Raw genomic sequence first — 17040 nt, forward strand, 5'->3', positions numbered from 1 at the left:
GTCGCCGCGTCGAGCGGGCGACCCAGTGCACGGTTCGCGGCCTCGGCCGCCGGGCCGTCGGCGACCCTCACAGCGCTGTGGGGGCGTGGCAGTGGCCTCCCACGGCCGGAGTACCGCCGGACAGCGGCCGGAAAGCCGAGGGAAGGCCGTCAGAAGCGTCAGAAGGGACCGCTCGCGTGAGTGTGCTCGACGAGATCATCGACGGAGTCCGTGCCGACCTCGCGGAGCGGCAGGCGCGCGTCAGCCTCGACGAGCTGAAGGAGCGCGCCAAGCAGGCGCCCCGTGCCAGGGACGGGGTCGCCGCGCTGCGGGGCGCGGGCGTGAAGGTGATCTGCGAGGTCAAGCGGTCCAGCCCGTCCAAGGGCGCGCTCGCAGCGATCGCCGACCCGGCCGCCCTGGCCGCCGACTACGAGGCCGGCGGCGCGGCCGTCATCTCCGTGCTGACCGAGCAGCGCCGGTTCGGGGGCTCGCTCGCCGACCTGGAAGCGGTGCGCGCCAGGGTCGACATCCCGGTGCTGCGCAAGGACTTCATCGTCACCTCGTACCAGCTGTGGGAGGCCCGGGCCCACGGCGCCGACCTCGCGCTGCTGATCGTGGCCGCCCTCGACCAGCCCGCCCTGGAGTCGCTCATCGAGCGCGCCGTGTCCATCGGACTCACCCCGCTCGTCGAGGCGCACGACGAGGACGAGGCCGAGCGTGCCGTGGCGGCCGGCGCCAAGGTCATCGGCGTCAACGCCCGCAACCTGAAGACGCTCCAGGTCGACCGATCGACCTTCGAACGCGTGGCGCCGGAGATTCCCGCGAACATCGTCAAGGTCGCCGAGTCGGGCGTACGCGGCCCACACGACCTGATCGCCTACGCCAACGCGGGCGCCGACGCCGTCCTGGTCGGCGAGTCCCTCGTCACCGGCAAGGACCCCAAGGCCGCCGTCGCCGACCTCGTCGCGGCCGGGGAGCACCCGGCGCTCCGGCACGGACGGGGCTGACGCCCCGTGCTCGCCCGCCTGGTGGTACGCGGTGCCCCCGTCGCCTCCTTCTGGCCCTTCGGGCAGCTGACGGTGGGCTCGCTGCGGCAGGGGCAGCCCCCTGGTGCCGGTGACGACGCGCGGGTCTCTCCTCGGTTGCGCGCGCAGTTCCCCGCGCCCCCTATGGGCCTGCGGCCCCGACTGGTTCCCCCTGTCTCCCTCGGGGCTCCGGAGGGCGCCGAAGGCGCCTCTGAAAGGGGCGCGGGGAACTGCGCGCGCAACCACGCCGAGACCCGCGCGTCGTCACCGGGCCCAGGGGGCTGCCCCTGCCGGAGTGCGGCCACCGGCCCTCTGCACAACTCAGCAGGCCGCAGGCCCGACGGCCCGGCCGCGGCACGCAACCCGTACGCCCGGCTCGCCCGCGGCTGCCGTCCCCGGGGCTGCCGCGCGCCCGCGCGGCGGGTCCACGGCAGGCGCGTTCGCTATGTGATCGGCGACGAGCCCGGCCAGGTCAACGGGATGCGATGGCACCGGCGCACGCTGCGCCACCATCCACAGCGCTGATCGCCGTGGCGGCCCCCACTCCGGTGGCCGCCGACGGTCCGCGCCCGCACCGGTCAGGCCCGCCCCGTCGTCGGGGCGCCGACCGGTGGGTGAAACCGTTGACCACAGATCACCGACAGAGCGGTCTCGCGGCCCTGGCCTGCGACGGACCGCCGTGAGGTAACCACATGCCAAGCGAGTTCTTCTTCCCGGACCCCCAGGGTCAAGTCCCCAGCGCCGAGGGCTACTTCGGCGCGTTCGGCGGCAAGTTCATCCCGGAGGCGCTGGTCGCCGCCGTCGACGAGGTCGCCGTCGAGTACGACAAGGCGAAGTCCGACCCGGTGTTCACCGCCGAGCTGGACGACCTGCTGGTGCACTACACCGGCCGGCCCAGCCCGCTCACCGAGGTGCCCCGGTTCGCCGAGCACGCCGGCGGCGCCCGGATCTTCCTCAAGCGCGAGGACCTCAACCACACCGGCTCACACAAGATCAACAATGTGTTGGGCCAGGCCCTGCTCACCCGCCGGATGGGCAAGACCCGGATCATCGCCGAGACCGGCGCCGGCCAGCACGGCGTGGCGACCGCGACGGCCTGCGCACTCTTCGGGCTCGAGTGCACCGTCTACATGGGCGAGATCGACACCCGGCGGCAGGCGCTCAACGTGGCCCGGATGCGCATGCTCGGTGCCGAGGTCATCGCCGTGAAGTCCGGCTCCCGGACCCTCAAGGACGCCATCAACGAGGCGTTCCGCGACTGGGTCGCCAACGTCGACAGCACCCACTACCTGTTCGGGACCGTGGCGGGGCCGCACCCCTTCCCGGCCATGGTGCGCGACTTCCACCGCGTGATCGGCGTCGAGGCCAGGCGCCAGCTGCTGGAGCGCGCCGGGCGACTGCCCGACGCCGCCGTGGCCTGCGTCGGCGGTGGCTCGAACGCCATCGGCCTCTTCCACGCCTTCGTGCCCGACGAGGGGGTACGCCTCATCGGCTGCGAGCCCGCCGGGCGCGGCGTCGACACCGGTGAGCACGCCGCGACCCTGACCGCGGGCGAACCCGGCATCCTGCACGGCTCGCGCTCCTACGTCCTCCAGGACGACGAGGGCCAGATCACCGAGCCGTACTCGATCTCCGCCGGGCTCGACTACCCGGGCATCGGTCCCGAGCACGCCTACCTCAAGGACATCGGCCGCGGCGAGTACCGCGCCGTCACCGATGACGCCGCGATGCAGGCCCTGCGGCTGCTGTCGCAGACCGAGGGCATCATCCCGGCCATCGAGAGCGCCCACGCGCTGGCCGGCGCCCTGGACATCGGCCGGGAGCTGGGCGAGGACGGGCTGATCGTCCTCAACCTCTCCGGCCGCGGCGACAAGGACATGGACACCGCGGCCCGCTACTTCGGCCTGTACGACACGGACGCGGTGGTCGACGAGGATGCCTCCACGGCACCCGGCGACACCGCCGAGATCCGCCAGGACGCCGGTGCCCAGCCGGCCGCCGGGACCGGCACGGCCGCGACGACCGAGAGGGACGCCAGGTGAGCGGGAACATCCAGCTGCTGAACGACACGCTCGCCCGGGCCAGGGCCGAGGGCAGGTCCGCCCTCATCGCCTACCTCCCGGCCGGGTTCCCCACCGTCGACGGGGGGATCGAGGCGATCACGTCGGTCCTGGACGGCGGCGCGGACATCATGGAGGTCGGGCTGCCGCACAGCGACCCGGTGCTCGACGGCCCCGTGATCCAGACCGCCGACGACATCGCGCTGCGCGGCGGGGTGAAGATCGCGGACGTGATGCGCACGGTGCGCGAGGCGCACCAGACGACCGGTAAGCCGGTGCTCGTGATGACGTACTGGAACCCCATCGACCGCTATGGCATCGAACGGTTCACCGCCGAGCTGGCCGAGGCGGGCGGCGCCGGGTGCATCCTGCCCGACCTGCCCGTGCAGGAGTCCGCGACCTGGCGGGAACACGCCGCCAAGCACGACCTGGCCACCGTCTTCGTCGTCGCCCCCAGCAGCAGGGACGCACGGCTCGCCACCATCACCGCGGCGGGCAGCGGCTTCGTCTACGCGGCCTCGCTGATGGGCGTCACCGGCACCCGGGAGTCCGTCGGCGCACAGGCGCAGGACCTGGTGACGCGCACCCGCGCCACCACCGACCTGCCGGTCTGCGTGGGTCTCGGGGTCTCCAACGCGACACAGGCCGCCGAGGTCGCAGGCTTCGCCGACGGCGTCATCGTCGGCTCCGCCTTCGTCAAGCGGATCCTGGACGCGCCCGACCACCCGACGGCCCTGCGCGCCGTCGCCGACCTGGCGGGCGAACTGGCGCGAGGAGTGCGCGGCGAGGCATAGGGCCCCAGCCACCACGGCCCCGGGATCCCGCACGGATCCCGGGGCCGTTTGCGCGAGAAGGCGCCGCGAGAAGGCGCCGGGTACCGGGCGGGTGCGGCGGCGGCATCGCCCGATCGGGTGGTTCCCAGGACGGAAGAGACACACATCGGCCCATCTGGTTCGTTTGCGGAGTGTGAACGACAAGCACCCTGATAACGGACATGACAACGGGTCCGGTGGCAAGAAGCCGAACGGAAAGCGGTCCGCCCGAGAGCGGCTGGCCGTGGAGCGGGAGCGGCTCAAGGCGCGGGACAAGCGCCGGCGGTCGCTGATCACGGGCGGCGCCGTGCTGGGCATCCTGGGCCTGGCCGCCGTCGCCGGCGTGCTCGCCGCCAACGCCGACGGCGGCCGGAGCGACTCCGAAGGCCCGATCGTCGCGCCCACCGGAGCCACCGGCGAAGGCGGGCTCGCCATCCCGGTCGGGCGGCCCGACGCGAAGTCCACCCTCACCGTCTGGGAGGACTTCCGCTGCCCGGCCTGCAAGCAGTTCGAGGGCGGCTATCGGTCCACCGTCCACGAGCTGGTCGACAAGGGCCAGCTCAAGGTCGAATACCACCTGGTCACGCTCATCGACCACAACATGGGCGGCAGCGGCTCGCTGCGCGCCGCCAATGCCGCCGCCTGCGCCCAGGAGGCGGGCAGGTTCACCGACTACCACGATGTGCTCTACACCAACCAGCCCGAGGAGACCAAGGACACCTTCGCCGGCAACGCCACGCTGATCCGCCTCGCCGGCAAGGTCCCCGGCCTGACCACACCCGCGTTCAAGAAGTGCGTCGAGAGCGGCCGGCATGACAGCTGGGTCGTCAAGTCCGACCGTGCCTTCACCGACAAGAAGCTCTCCGGCACCCCGACCGTCCTGCTGAACGGCACGAGCGTCTACGGAAACCCGCGTATCCAGTTCACCCCGCAGAAGCTGAAGACGATGGTCGAGGAGGCCGACCGCAAGTGATCGGGGCGCGGGCGTCCGGGCGCCGTCGGGCGCCGCGCGAGGCGGTGCCCGGGCCGGCCGAGCGGCACCCCGTTATGGAGCCGTAGCCAGCGGGATTCCCGTCAGCACGGTCCGGCGCGGTAGCGTCACTCTTGCCATGGACCTTGCCTTCATCCCCAGCCCGTCGCGCAGTGTGCTCTATTTGGGCCCCGTCCCGCTGCGCGCCTATGCGTTCTGCATCATCATCGGCGTCTTCGCGGCCGTCTGGATCGGCGGCAGACGTTGGATCGCCCGCGGCGGAAACCCCGGCACCGTGGCCGACATTGCCGTCTGGGCGGTGCCGTTCGGCCTGGTCGGCGGGCGGCTCTACCACGTGATCACGGACTACGAGCTGTACTTCAGCGCGGGCCGTGACTGGGTCGACGCCTTCAAGATCTGGGAGGGCGGCCTCGGCATCTGGGGCGCCATCGCGCTCGGCGCCGTCGGCGCATGGATCGGCTGCCGCAGGCGCGGCATCCCGCTGCCCGCGTGGGCCGACGCCGTCGCCCCCGGGGTGGCGATCGCGCAGGCCTGCGGCCGCTGGGGCAACTGGTTCAACCAGGAGCTGTACGGCAAGGCCACGGACGTGCCGTGGGCACTGAAGATCACGTCGTCGGAGGGCGGCCGGGTGCCCGGCACCTACCATCCGACGTTCCTCTACGAGTCCGTGTGGTGCATCCTCGTCGCCCTGGCCATCATCTGGGCCGACCGGCGCTTCAAGCTCGGGCACGGTCGGGCGTTCGCGCTGTACGTGGCGCTGTACTGCATGGGCCGCGCGGGCACCGAGTACCTGCGCGTCGACACCGCGCACCATGTGCTCGGGCTGCGTCTCAACGAGTGGACGTCGCTCCTGGTCTTCCTGCTCGCCGTCGTCTACCTCGTCCTGTCGGCGCGGCTACGGCCGGGCCGCGAAAAGATCGTCGAGCCGGATCCGGCCCAGCTGAGCGCCTCCGGTGCGGATGCGGATGCGTCCGCCGACGCGGCCACGACCGACGGGGCGGCCTCGGCAGACCAGTCCGAAGACAAGCCCGACGCCACGGATACCCCGGACACGGCCTCCACGGAATCGACCACCGACTCCGAAGCCGCCCCGGAGTCCGGCACGGCGGCGACGAAGACCGACACGGCGACGAAGACCGACACCGTCACCGATGCCGACCCGGCCGACGCACCCACCGAGGACCGCGCCGAGGCGGAGTCCGCCAGGAAGGCCTGAGCCAGTCGTACCCAGCGGCCGACCCGGCGTACGGGTCGGCCCGCGGTGTGTGGTGCCGCGGTCGCCATGAGTGCCGCAGACTCGACGCGTGTCGAAGCCGCCACCACCGGCCCGGTGGTCCGGACACGGGCGGCGGCCCCTTCATGACGTCCCCCACGCCTTGAGGGCGCTGAGGTACCCCCATCGACCCGACGGTCTCGTCGTGGCTTGTCGCGCAGTTCCCCGCGCCCCTGGGAGGGCGCTGCGCGCCCTCCTCAGACGTTGCAGGCACCCGCGCGTCCCCGCCGTCCAGGCGCAGCCCGGCGCCCTCGACCGCGTCGGCCAACCCCCCGCGTTTGCGCAGGTAAGTACGGCCTTCCTTGCTAGCGGCAAGAGAAATTCGTGCGTACTTTCGTCTGTGTCGGGGGCGAGCCGGGGATGGGCCAGGGCGCACGGGGCACCTGAGCCCGAAGCCATGGGCCCGAGGAGAAGGAGCACCACACACATGTCCCTCATCGAAACCGAAGCGTCGCTGCACGTGGCACACCGTGACAATCACACGCATCGCGATGTGAACGGTGGTTGGCTGCGTCCCGCGGTGTTCGGTGCGATGGACGGCCTGGTGTCCAACCTTGCCCTGATGACCGGCGTCGCCGGCGGTGCCGTAGCCCCGCACACCCTGGTCATCACGGGCCTGGCCGGCCTGGCCGCCGGCGCCTTCTCCATGGCCGCCGGTGAGTACACCTCCGTGGCCTCGCAGCGCGAGCTGGTCGAGGCCGAGCTGGAGGTCGAGCGCCGGGAGCTGCTGGGTCACCCGAAGGACGAGGAGGCCGAGCTGGCCGCCCTCTACACGGCCCGGGGCGTCGCGCCCGAGCTGGCCCGCGAGGTCGCCCGGCAGCTCTCCCGCGACCCCGAGCAGGCGTTGGAGATCCACGCCAGGGAAGAGCTCGGCATCGACCCCGGCGACCTGCCCTCGCCCATGGTGGCCGCCGCGTCGTCCTTCGGCTCCTTCGCGCTGGGCGCCCTGCTGCCGGTGCTCCCGTATCTGCTGGGCGCCACCACCCTGTGGCCCGCCGTGCTGCTGGCCCTGCTCGGGCTGTTCGCCTGCGGCGCCGTGGTGGCCAAGGTGACCGCGCGGACCTGGTGGTTCAGCGGTCTGCGGCAACTGGTGCTGGGCGGCGCCGCCGCCGGTGTGACCTACGCACTGGGCAGTCTCTTCGGTGCGGCCGTAGGATAGAGCAAGAGGAGGCGCTTCGGGTGTCTCCTCTTCGCTCGCCCGGACGCAAGGACGGCAAAGTGACCGTTACAGCGCGGTTTCAATGCATTGACCTCGGGGCATGAGCGTTAAGCGCCGCGGGCAATGAAGCTCGACGAGCGCACCGGGCCGACGGCCAATGATCTGTCCGTGCTGGTCCTCAAGTGGTTTAGGGCGGTGCTGCACTGTCGGGCCGTACCCTGGCCCAACAGTTCAGTCGTTGTCCATTGCTGCCGGTATACATGCGGTGCCGGTGCGTAGCTGTAGTCGATACGAGGCTACAGCCGGTATCCGACCTCGCCGTGGGCGTACGTATCGACAGGCGCTCGGCCTGGTTCGCGCGGACCGTCGCACGACGATGGATACCACCTGACGTCGCCCGATCGGTGGACGCCGATCACCGGCGACGTCCATATGTTGGAACGTGTATTCCGATTTGTGAGAAGCGTTCCATCATGTAACCTGCCGAAAATTTCTCCCGGCCTCGGCTCCGTCGAACGGGAGGTACCCCCGGAGGGCCAGCGTCGTCCCTCGGTAACCGCACCCCAGGCCAGTTCTGGGAGGTGCCCATAGCCACGACGACGACGGGAGAGCCGATGCGCACGCCGCGCCAGCCGTCCCAGCATTCAGCGCCCTACGGGGCCTCCCCCCGGGAGGTGCCCGCGACCTGGTCGCACATGGATGCTCGGCCTGCCGCCCAAGGGATGTATGACCCGCGCGCGGAACATGACGCCTGTGGCGTCGGTTTCGTGGCCACCCTCACCGGTGAGGCGAGCCACGCGCTGGTCGAGCAGGCGCTGACCGTGCTGCGGAACCTGGAACACCGAGGTGCGACCGGCTCGGAGCCCGACACGGGCGACGGTGCGGGTCTGCTGTCCCAGATCCCGGACGGTTTCCTGCGGGAGGTCGTCGACTTCGACCTGCCCGAGGCCGGCAGCTACGCGGTCGGCATCGCCTTCCTGCCCGTCACCGACGGCACGGGCGCCGACCCCGAGGCACCGGTGGCCACTGACATCGTCTCGCAGGTCGAGACGATCGCCGCCGAAGAGGGCCTCACCGTGCTCGGCTGGCGCGAGGTGCCGGTCGCTCCCGAGATGCTGGGCAGCACCGCACGCGCCACCATGCCCGCCTTCCGCCAGCTCTTCGTCGCGGACAGCGCCGGCAAGGGGACGGCCGCGCAGGGCGTCGCGCTGGACCGCAAGGCGTTCGTGCTGCGCAAGCGCGCCGAGCACGAGGCCGGTGTGTACTTCCCGTCGCTGTCGGCACGCACCATCGTCTACAAGGGCATGCTGACCACCGGGCAGCTGGAACCTTTCTTCCCTGACCTGTCGGACCGCCGCTTCGCCTCCGCCATCGCGCTGGTGCACTCGCGGTTCTCGACGAACACGTTCCCCAGCTGGCCGCTGGCCCACCCCTACCGGTTCGTCGCACACAACGGCGAGATCAACACGGTGATGGGCAACCGCAACTGGATGCGGGCCCGCGAGTCGCAGATCGACTCCACGCTGTTCGGCGAGGGCGGCCTGGAGCGCTCGTTCCCGGTCTGCACCCCCGGTGCATCCGACTCGGCCACCTTCGACGAGGTCCTGGAACTGCTCCACCTCGGCGGCCGCAGCCTGCCGCACTCCGTGCTGATGATGATCCCGGAGGCCTGGGAGAACCACCCCTCCATGGACGCGTCCCGGCGCGCCTTCTACCAGTACCACTCCACCCTGATGGAGCCCTGGGACGGCCCGGCCTGCGTCTGTTTCACCGACGGCACCCAGGTCGGTGCGGTGCTCGACCGCAACGGTCTGCGCCCGGGCCGCTACTGGGTCACCGACGACGGCCTCGTCGTGCTCGGCTCCGAGGTCGGCGTGCTCGACATCGACCCGGCGAAGGTGGTCCGCAAGGGCCGTCTCCAGCCTGGCCGGATGTTCCTCGTCGACACCGCCGAGCACCGCATCATCGAGGACGACGAGATCAAGGCCACGCTCGCCGCCGAGCACCCCTACGAGGAGTGGCTGGAAGCCGGCGAGATCGAGCTGGAGGACCTGCCGGAGCGCGAGCACATCGTGCACACCCACGCCTCGGTGACCCGCCGCCAGCAGACCTTCGGCTACACCGAGGAAGAGCTGCGCGTCCTGCTGGCGCCCATGGCGAAGAGCGGTGCCGAGCCGATCGGCTCCATGGGCACCGACAGCCCCATCGCGGCCCTCTCCAGCCGTCCGCGCCTGCTGTTCGACTACTTCACCCAGCTGTTCGCGCAGGTCACCAACCCGCCGCTGGACGCCATCCGCGAGGAACTGGTCACCTCGCTGCGCTCCTCGCTGGGCCCGCAGGGCAACCTGCTGGCGCCGACCGCCGCGTCCTGCCGCAGCGTCACGCTGCCCTTCCCGGTGATCGACAACGACGAGCTGGCCAAGCTCATCCACATCAACGCCGACGGCGACATGCCCGGCATGAAGGCCGCCACCCTCTCCGGCCTCTACCGGGTGGGCGGCGGTGGCGAGGCACTCGCGTCCCGCATCGAGGAGATCTGCGCCGAGGCCGACGCCGCCATCTCCTCCGGCGCCCGGCTGATCGTGCTCTCCGACCGGCACTCCGACGCCGAGCACGCGCCGATCCCGTCGCTGCTGCTCACCGCGGCCGTCCACCACCACCTCATCCGCAACCGGCGCCGCACCGAAGTGGGTCTGCTGGTGGAGGCCGGTGACGTGCGTGAGGTGCACCACATCGCGCTGCTCATCGGCTACGGCGCCGCCGCGGTCAACCCGTACCTGGCGATGGAGTCGGTCGAGGACCTGGTGCGGGCCGGCACCTTCCTGTCCGACATCGAGGCCGAGCAGGCCATCCGCAACCTCATCTACGCGCTCGGCAAGGGTGTGCTGAAGGTGATGTCCAAGATGGGCATCTCCACCGTCGCCTCCTACCGCGGTGCGCAGGTCTTCGAGGCCGTCGGTCTCGACCCGGAGTTCGTCGCCCAGTACTTCGACGGCACCACCACCAAGATCGGCGGCGTCGACATCGACGTCATCGCCAAGGAGGTCGCCGCCCGGCACGCCAAGGCCTACCCGGCCTCCGGCATCGCCCCGGCGCACCGCGCGCTGGAGATCGGTGGCGAGTACCAGTGGCGCCGCGAGGGCGAGCCGCACCTGTTCGACCCGGAGACCGTCTTCCGTCTCCAGCACGCCACCCGGTCGCGCCGCTACGACATCTTCAAGAAGTACACGGACCGGGTGAACGAGCAGTCCGAGCGGCTGATGACGCTGCGCGGCCTCTTCGGCCTCGCCTCGGGCCGCGAGCCGATCTCCATCGACGAGGTCGAGCCGGCCAGCGAGATCGTCAAGCGGTTCTCCACCGGCGCCATGTCGTACGGCTCCATCTCCAAGGAGGCCCACGAGACCCTCGCGATCGCCATGAACCAGCTGGGCGGCAAGTCCAACACCGGTGAGGGCGGCGAGGACGCGGACCGGCTCTACGACCCGGCGCGGCGCTCCTCGATCAAGCAGGTCGCCTCCGGCCGGTTCGGTGTGACCAGCGAGTACCTGGTCAACTCGGACGACATCCAGATCAAGATGGCGCAGGGCGCCAAGCCCGGCGAGGGCGGCCAGCTGCCCGGTCACAAGGTGTACCCGTGGATCGCCACGACCCGGCACTCCACGCCCGGCGTCGGGCTGATCTCGCCGCCGCCGCACCACGACATCTACTCGATCGAGGACCTGGCCCAGCTGATCCACGACCTGAAGAACGCCAACCCGCAGGCCCGCATCCATGTGAAGCTGGTCTCCGAGGTCGGCGTCGGCACGGTCGCCGCGGGCGTCTCCAAGGCGCACGCGGACGTGGTGCTGATCTCCGGCCACGACGGTGGCACCGGTGCCTCCCCGCTGACCTCGCTGAAGCACGCGGGCGGCCCCTGGGAGCTGGGCCTCGCCGAGACCCAGCAGACGCTGCTGCTCAACGGCCTGCGGGACCGGATCGTCGTGCAGACCGACGGCCAGCTGAAGACCGGCCGTGACGTGGTCATCGCCGCGCTGCTGGGCGCCGAGGAGTTCGGTTTCGCCACCGCGCCCCTGGTCGTCTCCGGCTGCGTCATGATGCGCGTCTGCCACCTGGACACCTGCCCGGTCGGCATCGCCACCCAGAACCCGGTGCTGCGCGAGCGGTTCTCCGGCAAGCCCGAGTTCGTGGTGAACTTCTTCGAGTTCATCGCCGAAGAGGTCCGCGAGCTCCTGGCCGAGCTGGGCTTTAGCACCCTGGAAGAGGCCGTCGGGCACGCCGAGATGCTGGACGTCACCCGCGCCGTCGACCATTGGAAGGCCGCGGGTCTGGACCTGGAGCCGCTGCTGCACGTGCCGGACCTGCCGGCCGGCGCGGTGCGCCACCAGGCCATCGAGCAGGACCACGGCCTGGAGAAGGCGCTCGACAACCAGCTGATCAAGCTGGCCGCCGACGCGCTGAACGCCGGCTCGGGCACCGAGGCCCAGCCGGTCCGTGCCCAGGTCGCCATCCGCAACATCAACCGCACCGTCGGCACCATGCTCGGCCATGAGGTGACGAAGAAGTTCGGAGGCGCGGGCCTGCCCGACGACACCATCGACATCACCTTCACCGGCTCCGCCGGCCAGTCCTTCGGTGCCTTCGTGCCGCGCGGTGTCACCCTGCGCCTCGAGGGCGACGCCAACGACTACGTCGGCAAGGGCCTGTCCGGTGGGCGGCTCGTGGTCCGCCCGGACCGCGACGCCGACCACCTCGCCGAGTACTCCACCATCGCGGGCAACACCATCGCCTACGGCGCCACCAGCGGTGAGCTGTTCCTGCGCGGCCGCACCGGCGAGCGGTGCTGCGTGCGCAACTCGGGTGCGACCGTCATCACCGAGGGCGTCGGCGACCACGGCTGCGAGTACATGACGGGTGGCCGTGCGGTCGTCCTCGGCCCGACCGGGCGCAACTTCGCTGCCGGCATGTCCGGTGGCATCGCCTACGTCGTCGACCTGGACCTGGACAACGTCAACCCGGGCCTGCGGTCGGCCGTCGGACCGCTCGACGACACCGACAGGCAGTGGTTGCACGACGCCGTGCGGCGCCACCACGAGGAGACCGGCTCCACGGTGGCCGAGAAGCTGCTCGCCCAGTGGGACGATCCCACGGGCGGGGTCGGGCGCTTCAGCAAGATCATCCCTGCTACGTACCAGGCAGTGCTCGCCGCCAAGGAAGCCGCCGAGCGAGCCGGTCTCTCCGAGACCGAGATCACCGAGAAGATGATGGAGGCGGCGACCAATGGCTGATCCGAAGGGCTTTCTGCAGCACGGCCGCGAGGTCGCCCAGTCGCGCCCCGTCGCCGAACGCGTCAAGGACTGGAACGAGGTCTACGTCCCCGGCTCGCTGCTGCCGATCATCAGCAAGCAGGCCAGCCGGTGCATGGACTGCGGCATCCCGTTCTGCCACAACGGCTGCCCGCTGGGGAACCTGATCCCCGAGTGGAACGACTTCGCCTACCGGGAGGACTGGACGGCGGCCGCCGAGCGGCTGCACGCCACCAACAACTTCCCGGAGTTCACCGGGCGGCTGTGCCCGGCGCCGTGCGAGACGGCCTGCGTGCTCGGCATCAACCAGCCGCCGGTCACCATCAAGAACGTCGAGGTCTCCATCATCGACAAGGCCTGGGAGAACGGCACCGTCGCGCCGCAGGCCCCGGAGCGGCTGTCCGGCAAGACGGTCGCCGTGATCGGCTCGGGCCCGGCGGGCCTGGCCGCCGCCCAGCAGCTCACCCGTGCCGGGCACACGGTCGCCGTCTACGAGCGCGCCGACCGCATCGGCGGCCTGCTGCGCTACGGCATCCCCGAGTTCAAGATGGAGAAGCGGCACATCAACCGCCGTATCGAGCAGATGCGTGCGGAGGGCACCAAGTTCCGTACCGGTGTGGAGGTCGGCCGGGACATCGACGCCGCGAAGCTGTGCAAGCGCTACGACGCCGTGGTGATCGCGGCCGGCGCCACCACGGCACGCGACCTGCCGGTGCCCGGTCGTGAACTGGGCGGCATCCACCAGGCGATGGAGTACCTGCCCTACTCCAACAAGGTGCAGGAAGGCGACTACGTCACGCCGCCGATCAGCGCCGAGGGCAAGCACGTCGTCGTCATCGGCGGCGGTGACACCGGCGCCGACTGCGTGGGCACCGCCCACCGCCAGGGCGCGCTCTCCGTCACCCAGTTGGAGATCATGCCCCGTCCCGGCGACGAGCGCAGCGACAACCAGCCGTGGCCGACCTTCCCGATGCTCTACAAGGTGACCTCCGCGCACGAGGAGGGCGGTGAGCGCATCTACTCCGCGTCCACCAGCCACTTCGAGGGCGACGAGGACGGCAACGTGCAGTGGCTGCATCTGACGGAGGTCGAGTTCGTCGACGGCAAGATCACCCCGAGGGAAGGCACCGAGCGGAAGATCCCGGCCCAGCTGGTCACGCTGGCGATGGGCTTCACCGGCACCGACCAGGACAACGGCCTGGTCGAGCAGTTCGGCCTGGAGCTGGACGCACGCGGGAACATCGCGCGTGACACCAGCTTCCAGACCAATGTGCCCGGAGTCTTCGTCGCCGGTGACGCCGGCCGCGGCCAGTCGCTGATCGTCTGGGCGATCGCGGAGGGCCGGTCAGCTGCGCGTGGGGTGGATCGGTACCTTGCCGGTACCAGCGACTTGCCGGCGCCGATTCGGCCGACGGATCGGCCGCTGACGGTCTGACGGCAGGGCCGTCGGCCTGGCCTTGCGGCCTGCGGCCGGCACGACGCACCCCCCTGCGGGGCGCCACCGGCCGGGAGGGGCAGTCTGCGTCGGGTCCGGACCATCGGCCGGTGGGTGGTTGCTCGCGCAGTTCCCCACGCCCCTCCGGGCGAGGACCACCGAAACATCCCGTACAACCAAAAATCGTCCCGTACAACGGCGTACGGAACTGAAACGCGGCGCCCGCCGTCCCCGACCGGACACAGCGGGCGCCGCGATGCGTCTCCGTCACGCAGCCGGGGCAGACGGGGTCGCCGGGGTCAGCAGACCCCGTCACCGGCCTTCGGGTTCGCCAACCCGAAGACGGGCCGCAGCTTCAGACCCGCCCAGGTACCGACCAGCGCGCAGGCACCCCACACCCAGCCGTGCACGCTGCCGGAGGCGATACCGGCGAGGTAGGCGCCGATGTTGCAGCCGCCCGCCAGCCGGGCCCCGATGCCCATGAGCACACCGCCGAGCACGGCTGCGACGGCGGTGCGCCACGGCACCGAGCGGTGCAGCATCCAGACGCCGCCGGCCGCCGAGGCGAGTGCGGCGCCCACCATGACGCCGATGTCGGTCAGGCTGGTCTTGTCGGCGAGCACCGGCCCGGCCAGCATGGGCGCGTTGTTGGGCTGCTGCCAGAACGTCCAGTGCTCGGGGTGCCCACCGAACCACTCCACGACGTGGCTTCCCCACAGCGCGAACGCGCTGGTCACACCCCATGCGCCGCCCGACACCAGCAGGACGCCCGCCCCCAGCACGGCCAGCACCAGCGCGCCGGCGGCCAGCGGCCAGGAGCCGCGCACCACGCGTGCGATCCGGCCGCTGACCGACGGCACCGCGTCCACCGGCGGCGGCGTACGGCGCCGCTGGACGATGCGGGAGACGGCCACGATCACCGCGAGCGCCGCGATGGTCACCGCCCAGGAGCCGAACCAGCCGATGTGGTCGGAGAGCACGTACGGGGCGAACTTGGGCAGGCCGTTCCACAGGTCGAACTGCCAGGCGGCAACGGTCGAGCCGATGATGAAGCCGCCCAGCGTCAGCACGATCGAGCTCTGTCCCGCGCCGACCGCGAACAGCGTGCCCGACGCGCACGCCCCACCGAGCTGCATCCCGACGGCGAAGAGGAACGAGCCGACCAGCAGCGCCACGCCCAGCGGCCCGGCGGAGGGTGCGGGCACCGAGCCGAACAGCCCGCTTCCGGTGCCGATGATCAGGGCGAACAGGGTTGCGGTGGTCCCCAGCAGCAGGGCGTGCGAGCGCAGCCCGGCGCCGTTGCCGACGGCTATCAGCTGCCGCCAGGCGGAGGTGAAGCCGAACCGGGAGTGGAACAGCGCGAAGCCGAGCCCGAGGCCGAGCAGCAGCAGGACGCCCGGTTTTGCGCCGTTCGCGGCGAACACGTAGGCGTCCAGTGCGATGCCGATCACCGCCGATACGGCGAGCGGCACCCACCGCACTCCGGGTGCCTCGGGCGCCTCGGGAGCCGGTGCGCTGGTGGGGGAGGGGGCGAGCAGCCCCGCGGGCGACAGCCGTGGCCGGGTCGCGGCGGGGGAGGGCGAGGAGGTCGTCACGAGCGTCTCCTGGACGTGCGGCGGTGGGCGGATATGCGGGGGGTACGGGGATGGGACCGGGGGTAGGGCATGGGGGTGTGCTCTGGGACGGGGCCGCAGGGGACGGCACGGGGCGGGACAGCGGACGCGGCCGGGGCAGGGCGCTGCGGGGCGTCAGGCAGCATTGCCGGGCACTCTTCAGACGCGCGGAACCACGGCCGCGTAAGGGGTCAGCGGTGACAGAGACCGTCGTCGACGCACCATGCCGAACTCGCGAACAACGCGAGGCACAGAAGGCGGGCGGGTGCGGACATGGAGCCATCGTAAGCGACCGCGTCCCGTGGCGGAGTCCCCCGGTCCGCTTAAGCGGCGCATGAGCACTGCCCGTGCGCCGGTCCCTGGCGTCAGGGTTCGAGGGTGTCAGGCTGCCGCGCGCCGGTCGGTCAGGTGTCGCACTCCAGGACCGTGCGACACAGCCCACACCGTGCGCGTACCCGGCCGCGCACCGGGATGCGGATCCGCTGCTGGCAGGTGGGGCAGGTGAACGACACCCGCAGCGGTGAGCGGCCGTCGAAGATGTACGGACCGCTCGGCGGGTACGGCGTGCCGTGCTCCTGGGAGTAGCGCCGGTCCTTCGCGTAGCGCCGGCGGCCGGCCCACCCGGCGGCGGTCAGCGGCGGCTGCTGCGCGTCGCGCTGGGCCATCGCCCGACCCTTGGTGTACGCGGTGTAGGCCTGCGGGCTGGTGAACCAGATGGAGGGGTCCTCGCCGAAGGCGTCGGCCCGCTTGGCCAGCACGTAGCCGAACTCCTCCGGGGTGAGGTAGCCCAGCTTCTGCGACGAGACGTCGTCCTCGCGGAACGCGTCCAGCAGCAGCCACCCTGCGCCCAGGTAGGTGGTGGCGGTGTCGGTGAGCACCTCGTTGTCCCAGGTGTCGGGGCAGGTCAGGTCGAGGCGGTGCAGGTAGACGTGCATCACCTCGTGTGCGAGTGCGGCGCCGATGTCGCGGCGGTGGGTGCGGAAGCGATCGTTGAGCTCGATGAAGTACTCCGGGCCCGCGGCCAGCTCCACGTTGGCCGCGTGCGTCATCTCGCGGAAGCTGACGATCACCCGGGCGTCCGGCAGCCGGAAGTGCCGCACCAGTTCGCGCGCCACCCGTTGCACCCCGAGGTGCAGGTCGTCCTGGTCGCTGAAGGCCACGTCGGCGGGGACCACGCTGGTGGCGAAGGCGTGCACGGTGTCGTACGAGAGGCGCCGGTACAGCGCGGTCAGGGCGGAACGCACCGTGTCCAGGTGCGGAAAGCCGTGCTCCACCGGTCCGCCGTCCGCCATGCCGCACCCCCTGTCGGTCATCGGGCCGTGCCACCGCGCCGCCTCCACCTTACTCAGGTCGGCCCCCGCGGCATCCGTGCCGGCCGCCCCGGCTGACC

Annotated in this window: 11 protein-coding genes; 9 read left to right on the plus strand and 2 right to left on the minus strand. The window is 71.4% G+C overall.

Features of this window, described 5'->3' with window-relative positions:
* The first annotated feature begins 176 nt into the window (after positions 1-176).
* From trpC to NQO67_RS25160, 9 genes are all read left to right on the plus strand, one after another.
* Positions 177-986, plus strand: a complete 810-nt coding sequence (trpC, locus tag NQO67_RS25125) for an indole-3-glycerol phosphate synthase TrpC (RefSeq protein ID WP_255952511.1) — start codon at positions 177-179, stop codon at positions 984-986.
* A gap of 330 nt (positions 987-1316) precedes the next feature.
* Entirely contained in the window at positions 1317-1529 is a 213-nt protein-coding gene (gene trpM / locus NQO67_RS44340) for a tryptophan biosynthesis modulator TrpM (RefSeq protein ID WP_308295698.1), read from the plus strand.
* 167 nt (positions 1530-1696) lie between these two features.
* Positions 1697-3046 carry a tryptophan synthase subunit beta gene (gene trpB / locus NQO67_RS25130; protein ID WP_255952512.1) on the plus strand — a complete coding sequence of 450 codons (1350 nt, stop codon included), beginning with the start codon at positions 1697-1699 and terminating at the stop codon, positions 3044-3046.
* Positions 3043-3858, plus strand: a complete 816-nt coding sequence (gene trpA, locus NQO67_RS25135) for a tryptophan synthase subunit alpha (protein WP_255952513.1) — start codon at positions 3043-3045, stop codon at positions 3856-3858. The genes trpB and trpA overlap by 4 nt, the downstream gene beginning before the upstream one ends.
* Positions 3859-4030: 172 nt before the next feature.
* Complete coding sequence (locus NQO67_RS25140) at positions 4031-4849, plus strand: DsbA family protein (RefSeq protein ID WP_255952514.1); 819 nt, start codon at positions 4031-4033, stop codon at positions 4847-4849.
* A gap of 136 nt (positions 4850-4985) precedes the next feature.
* Positions 4986-6083: a prolipoprotein diacylglyceryl transferase gene (gene lgt / locus NQO67_RS25145; protein WP_255952515.1), complete on the plus strand. Its 1098-nt coding sequence runs from the start codon at positions 4986-4988 to the stop codon at positions 6081-6083.
* Positions 6084-6567: 484 nt separating this feature from the next.
* Complete coding sequence (locus NQO67_RS25150) at positions 6568-7299, plus strand: VIT1/CCC1 transporter family protein (protein WP_255952516.1); 732 nt, start codon at positions 6568-6570, stop codon at positions 7297-7299.
* Between the two features lie 614 nt (positions 7300-7913).
* A complete protein-coding gene (gltB, locus tag NQO67_RS25155; protein WP_255952517.1) occupies positions 7914-12584 on the plus strand; it encodes a glutamate synthase large subunit in 4671 nt (1556 codons plus the stop codon).
* Complete coding sequence (locus NQO67_RS25160; RefSeq protein ID WP_255952518.1) at positions 12577-14037, plus strand: glutamate synthase subunit beta; 1461 nt, start codon at positions 12577-12579, stop codon at positions 14035-14037. Before gltB ends, NQO67_RS25160 begins: the two co-directional genes overlap by 8 nt.
* A 299-nt stretch (positions 14038-14336) precedes the next feature.
* Here the strand turns inward: NQO67_RS25160 and NQO67_RS25165 are convergent, their stop codons facing one another.
* Together NQO67_RS25165 and NQO67_RS25170 are read right to left on the minus strand one after the other, a co-directional pair.
* Positions 14337-15632, minus strand: a complete 1296-nt coding sequence (locus NQO67_RS25165; RefSeq protein ID WP_255952519.1) for a YeeE/YedE family protein — start codon at positions 15630-15632, stop codon at positions 14337-14339.
* 422 nt (positions 15633-16054) lie between these two features.
* A complete protein-coding gene (locus tag NQO67_RS25170) occupies positions 16055-16942 on the minus strand; it encodes a zinc-ribbon domain-containing protein (protein ID WP_255952701.1) in 888 nt (295 codons plus the stop codon).
* Positions 16943-17040: the final 98 nt, after the last annotated feature.

This window comes from Streptomyces odontomachi (genome assembly GCF_024435355.1).
In the GTDB taxonomy this organism is placed as follows: Bacteria; Actinomycetota; Actinomycetes; order Streptomycetales; family Streptomycetaceae; genus Streptomyces; species Streptomyces odontomachi.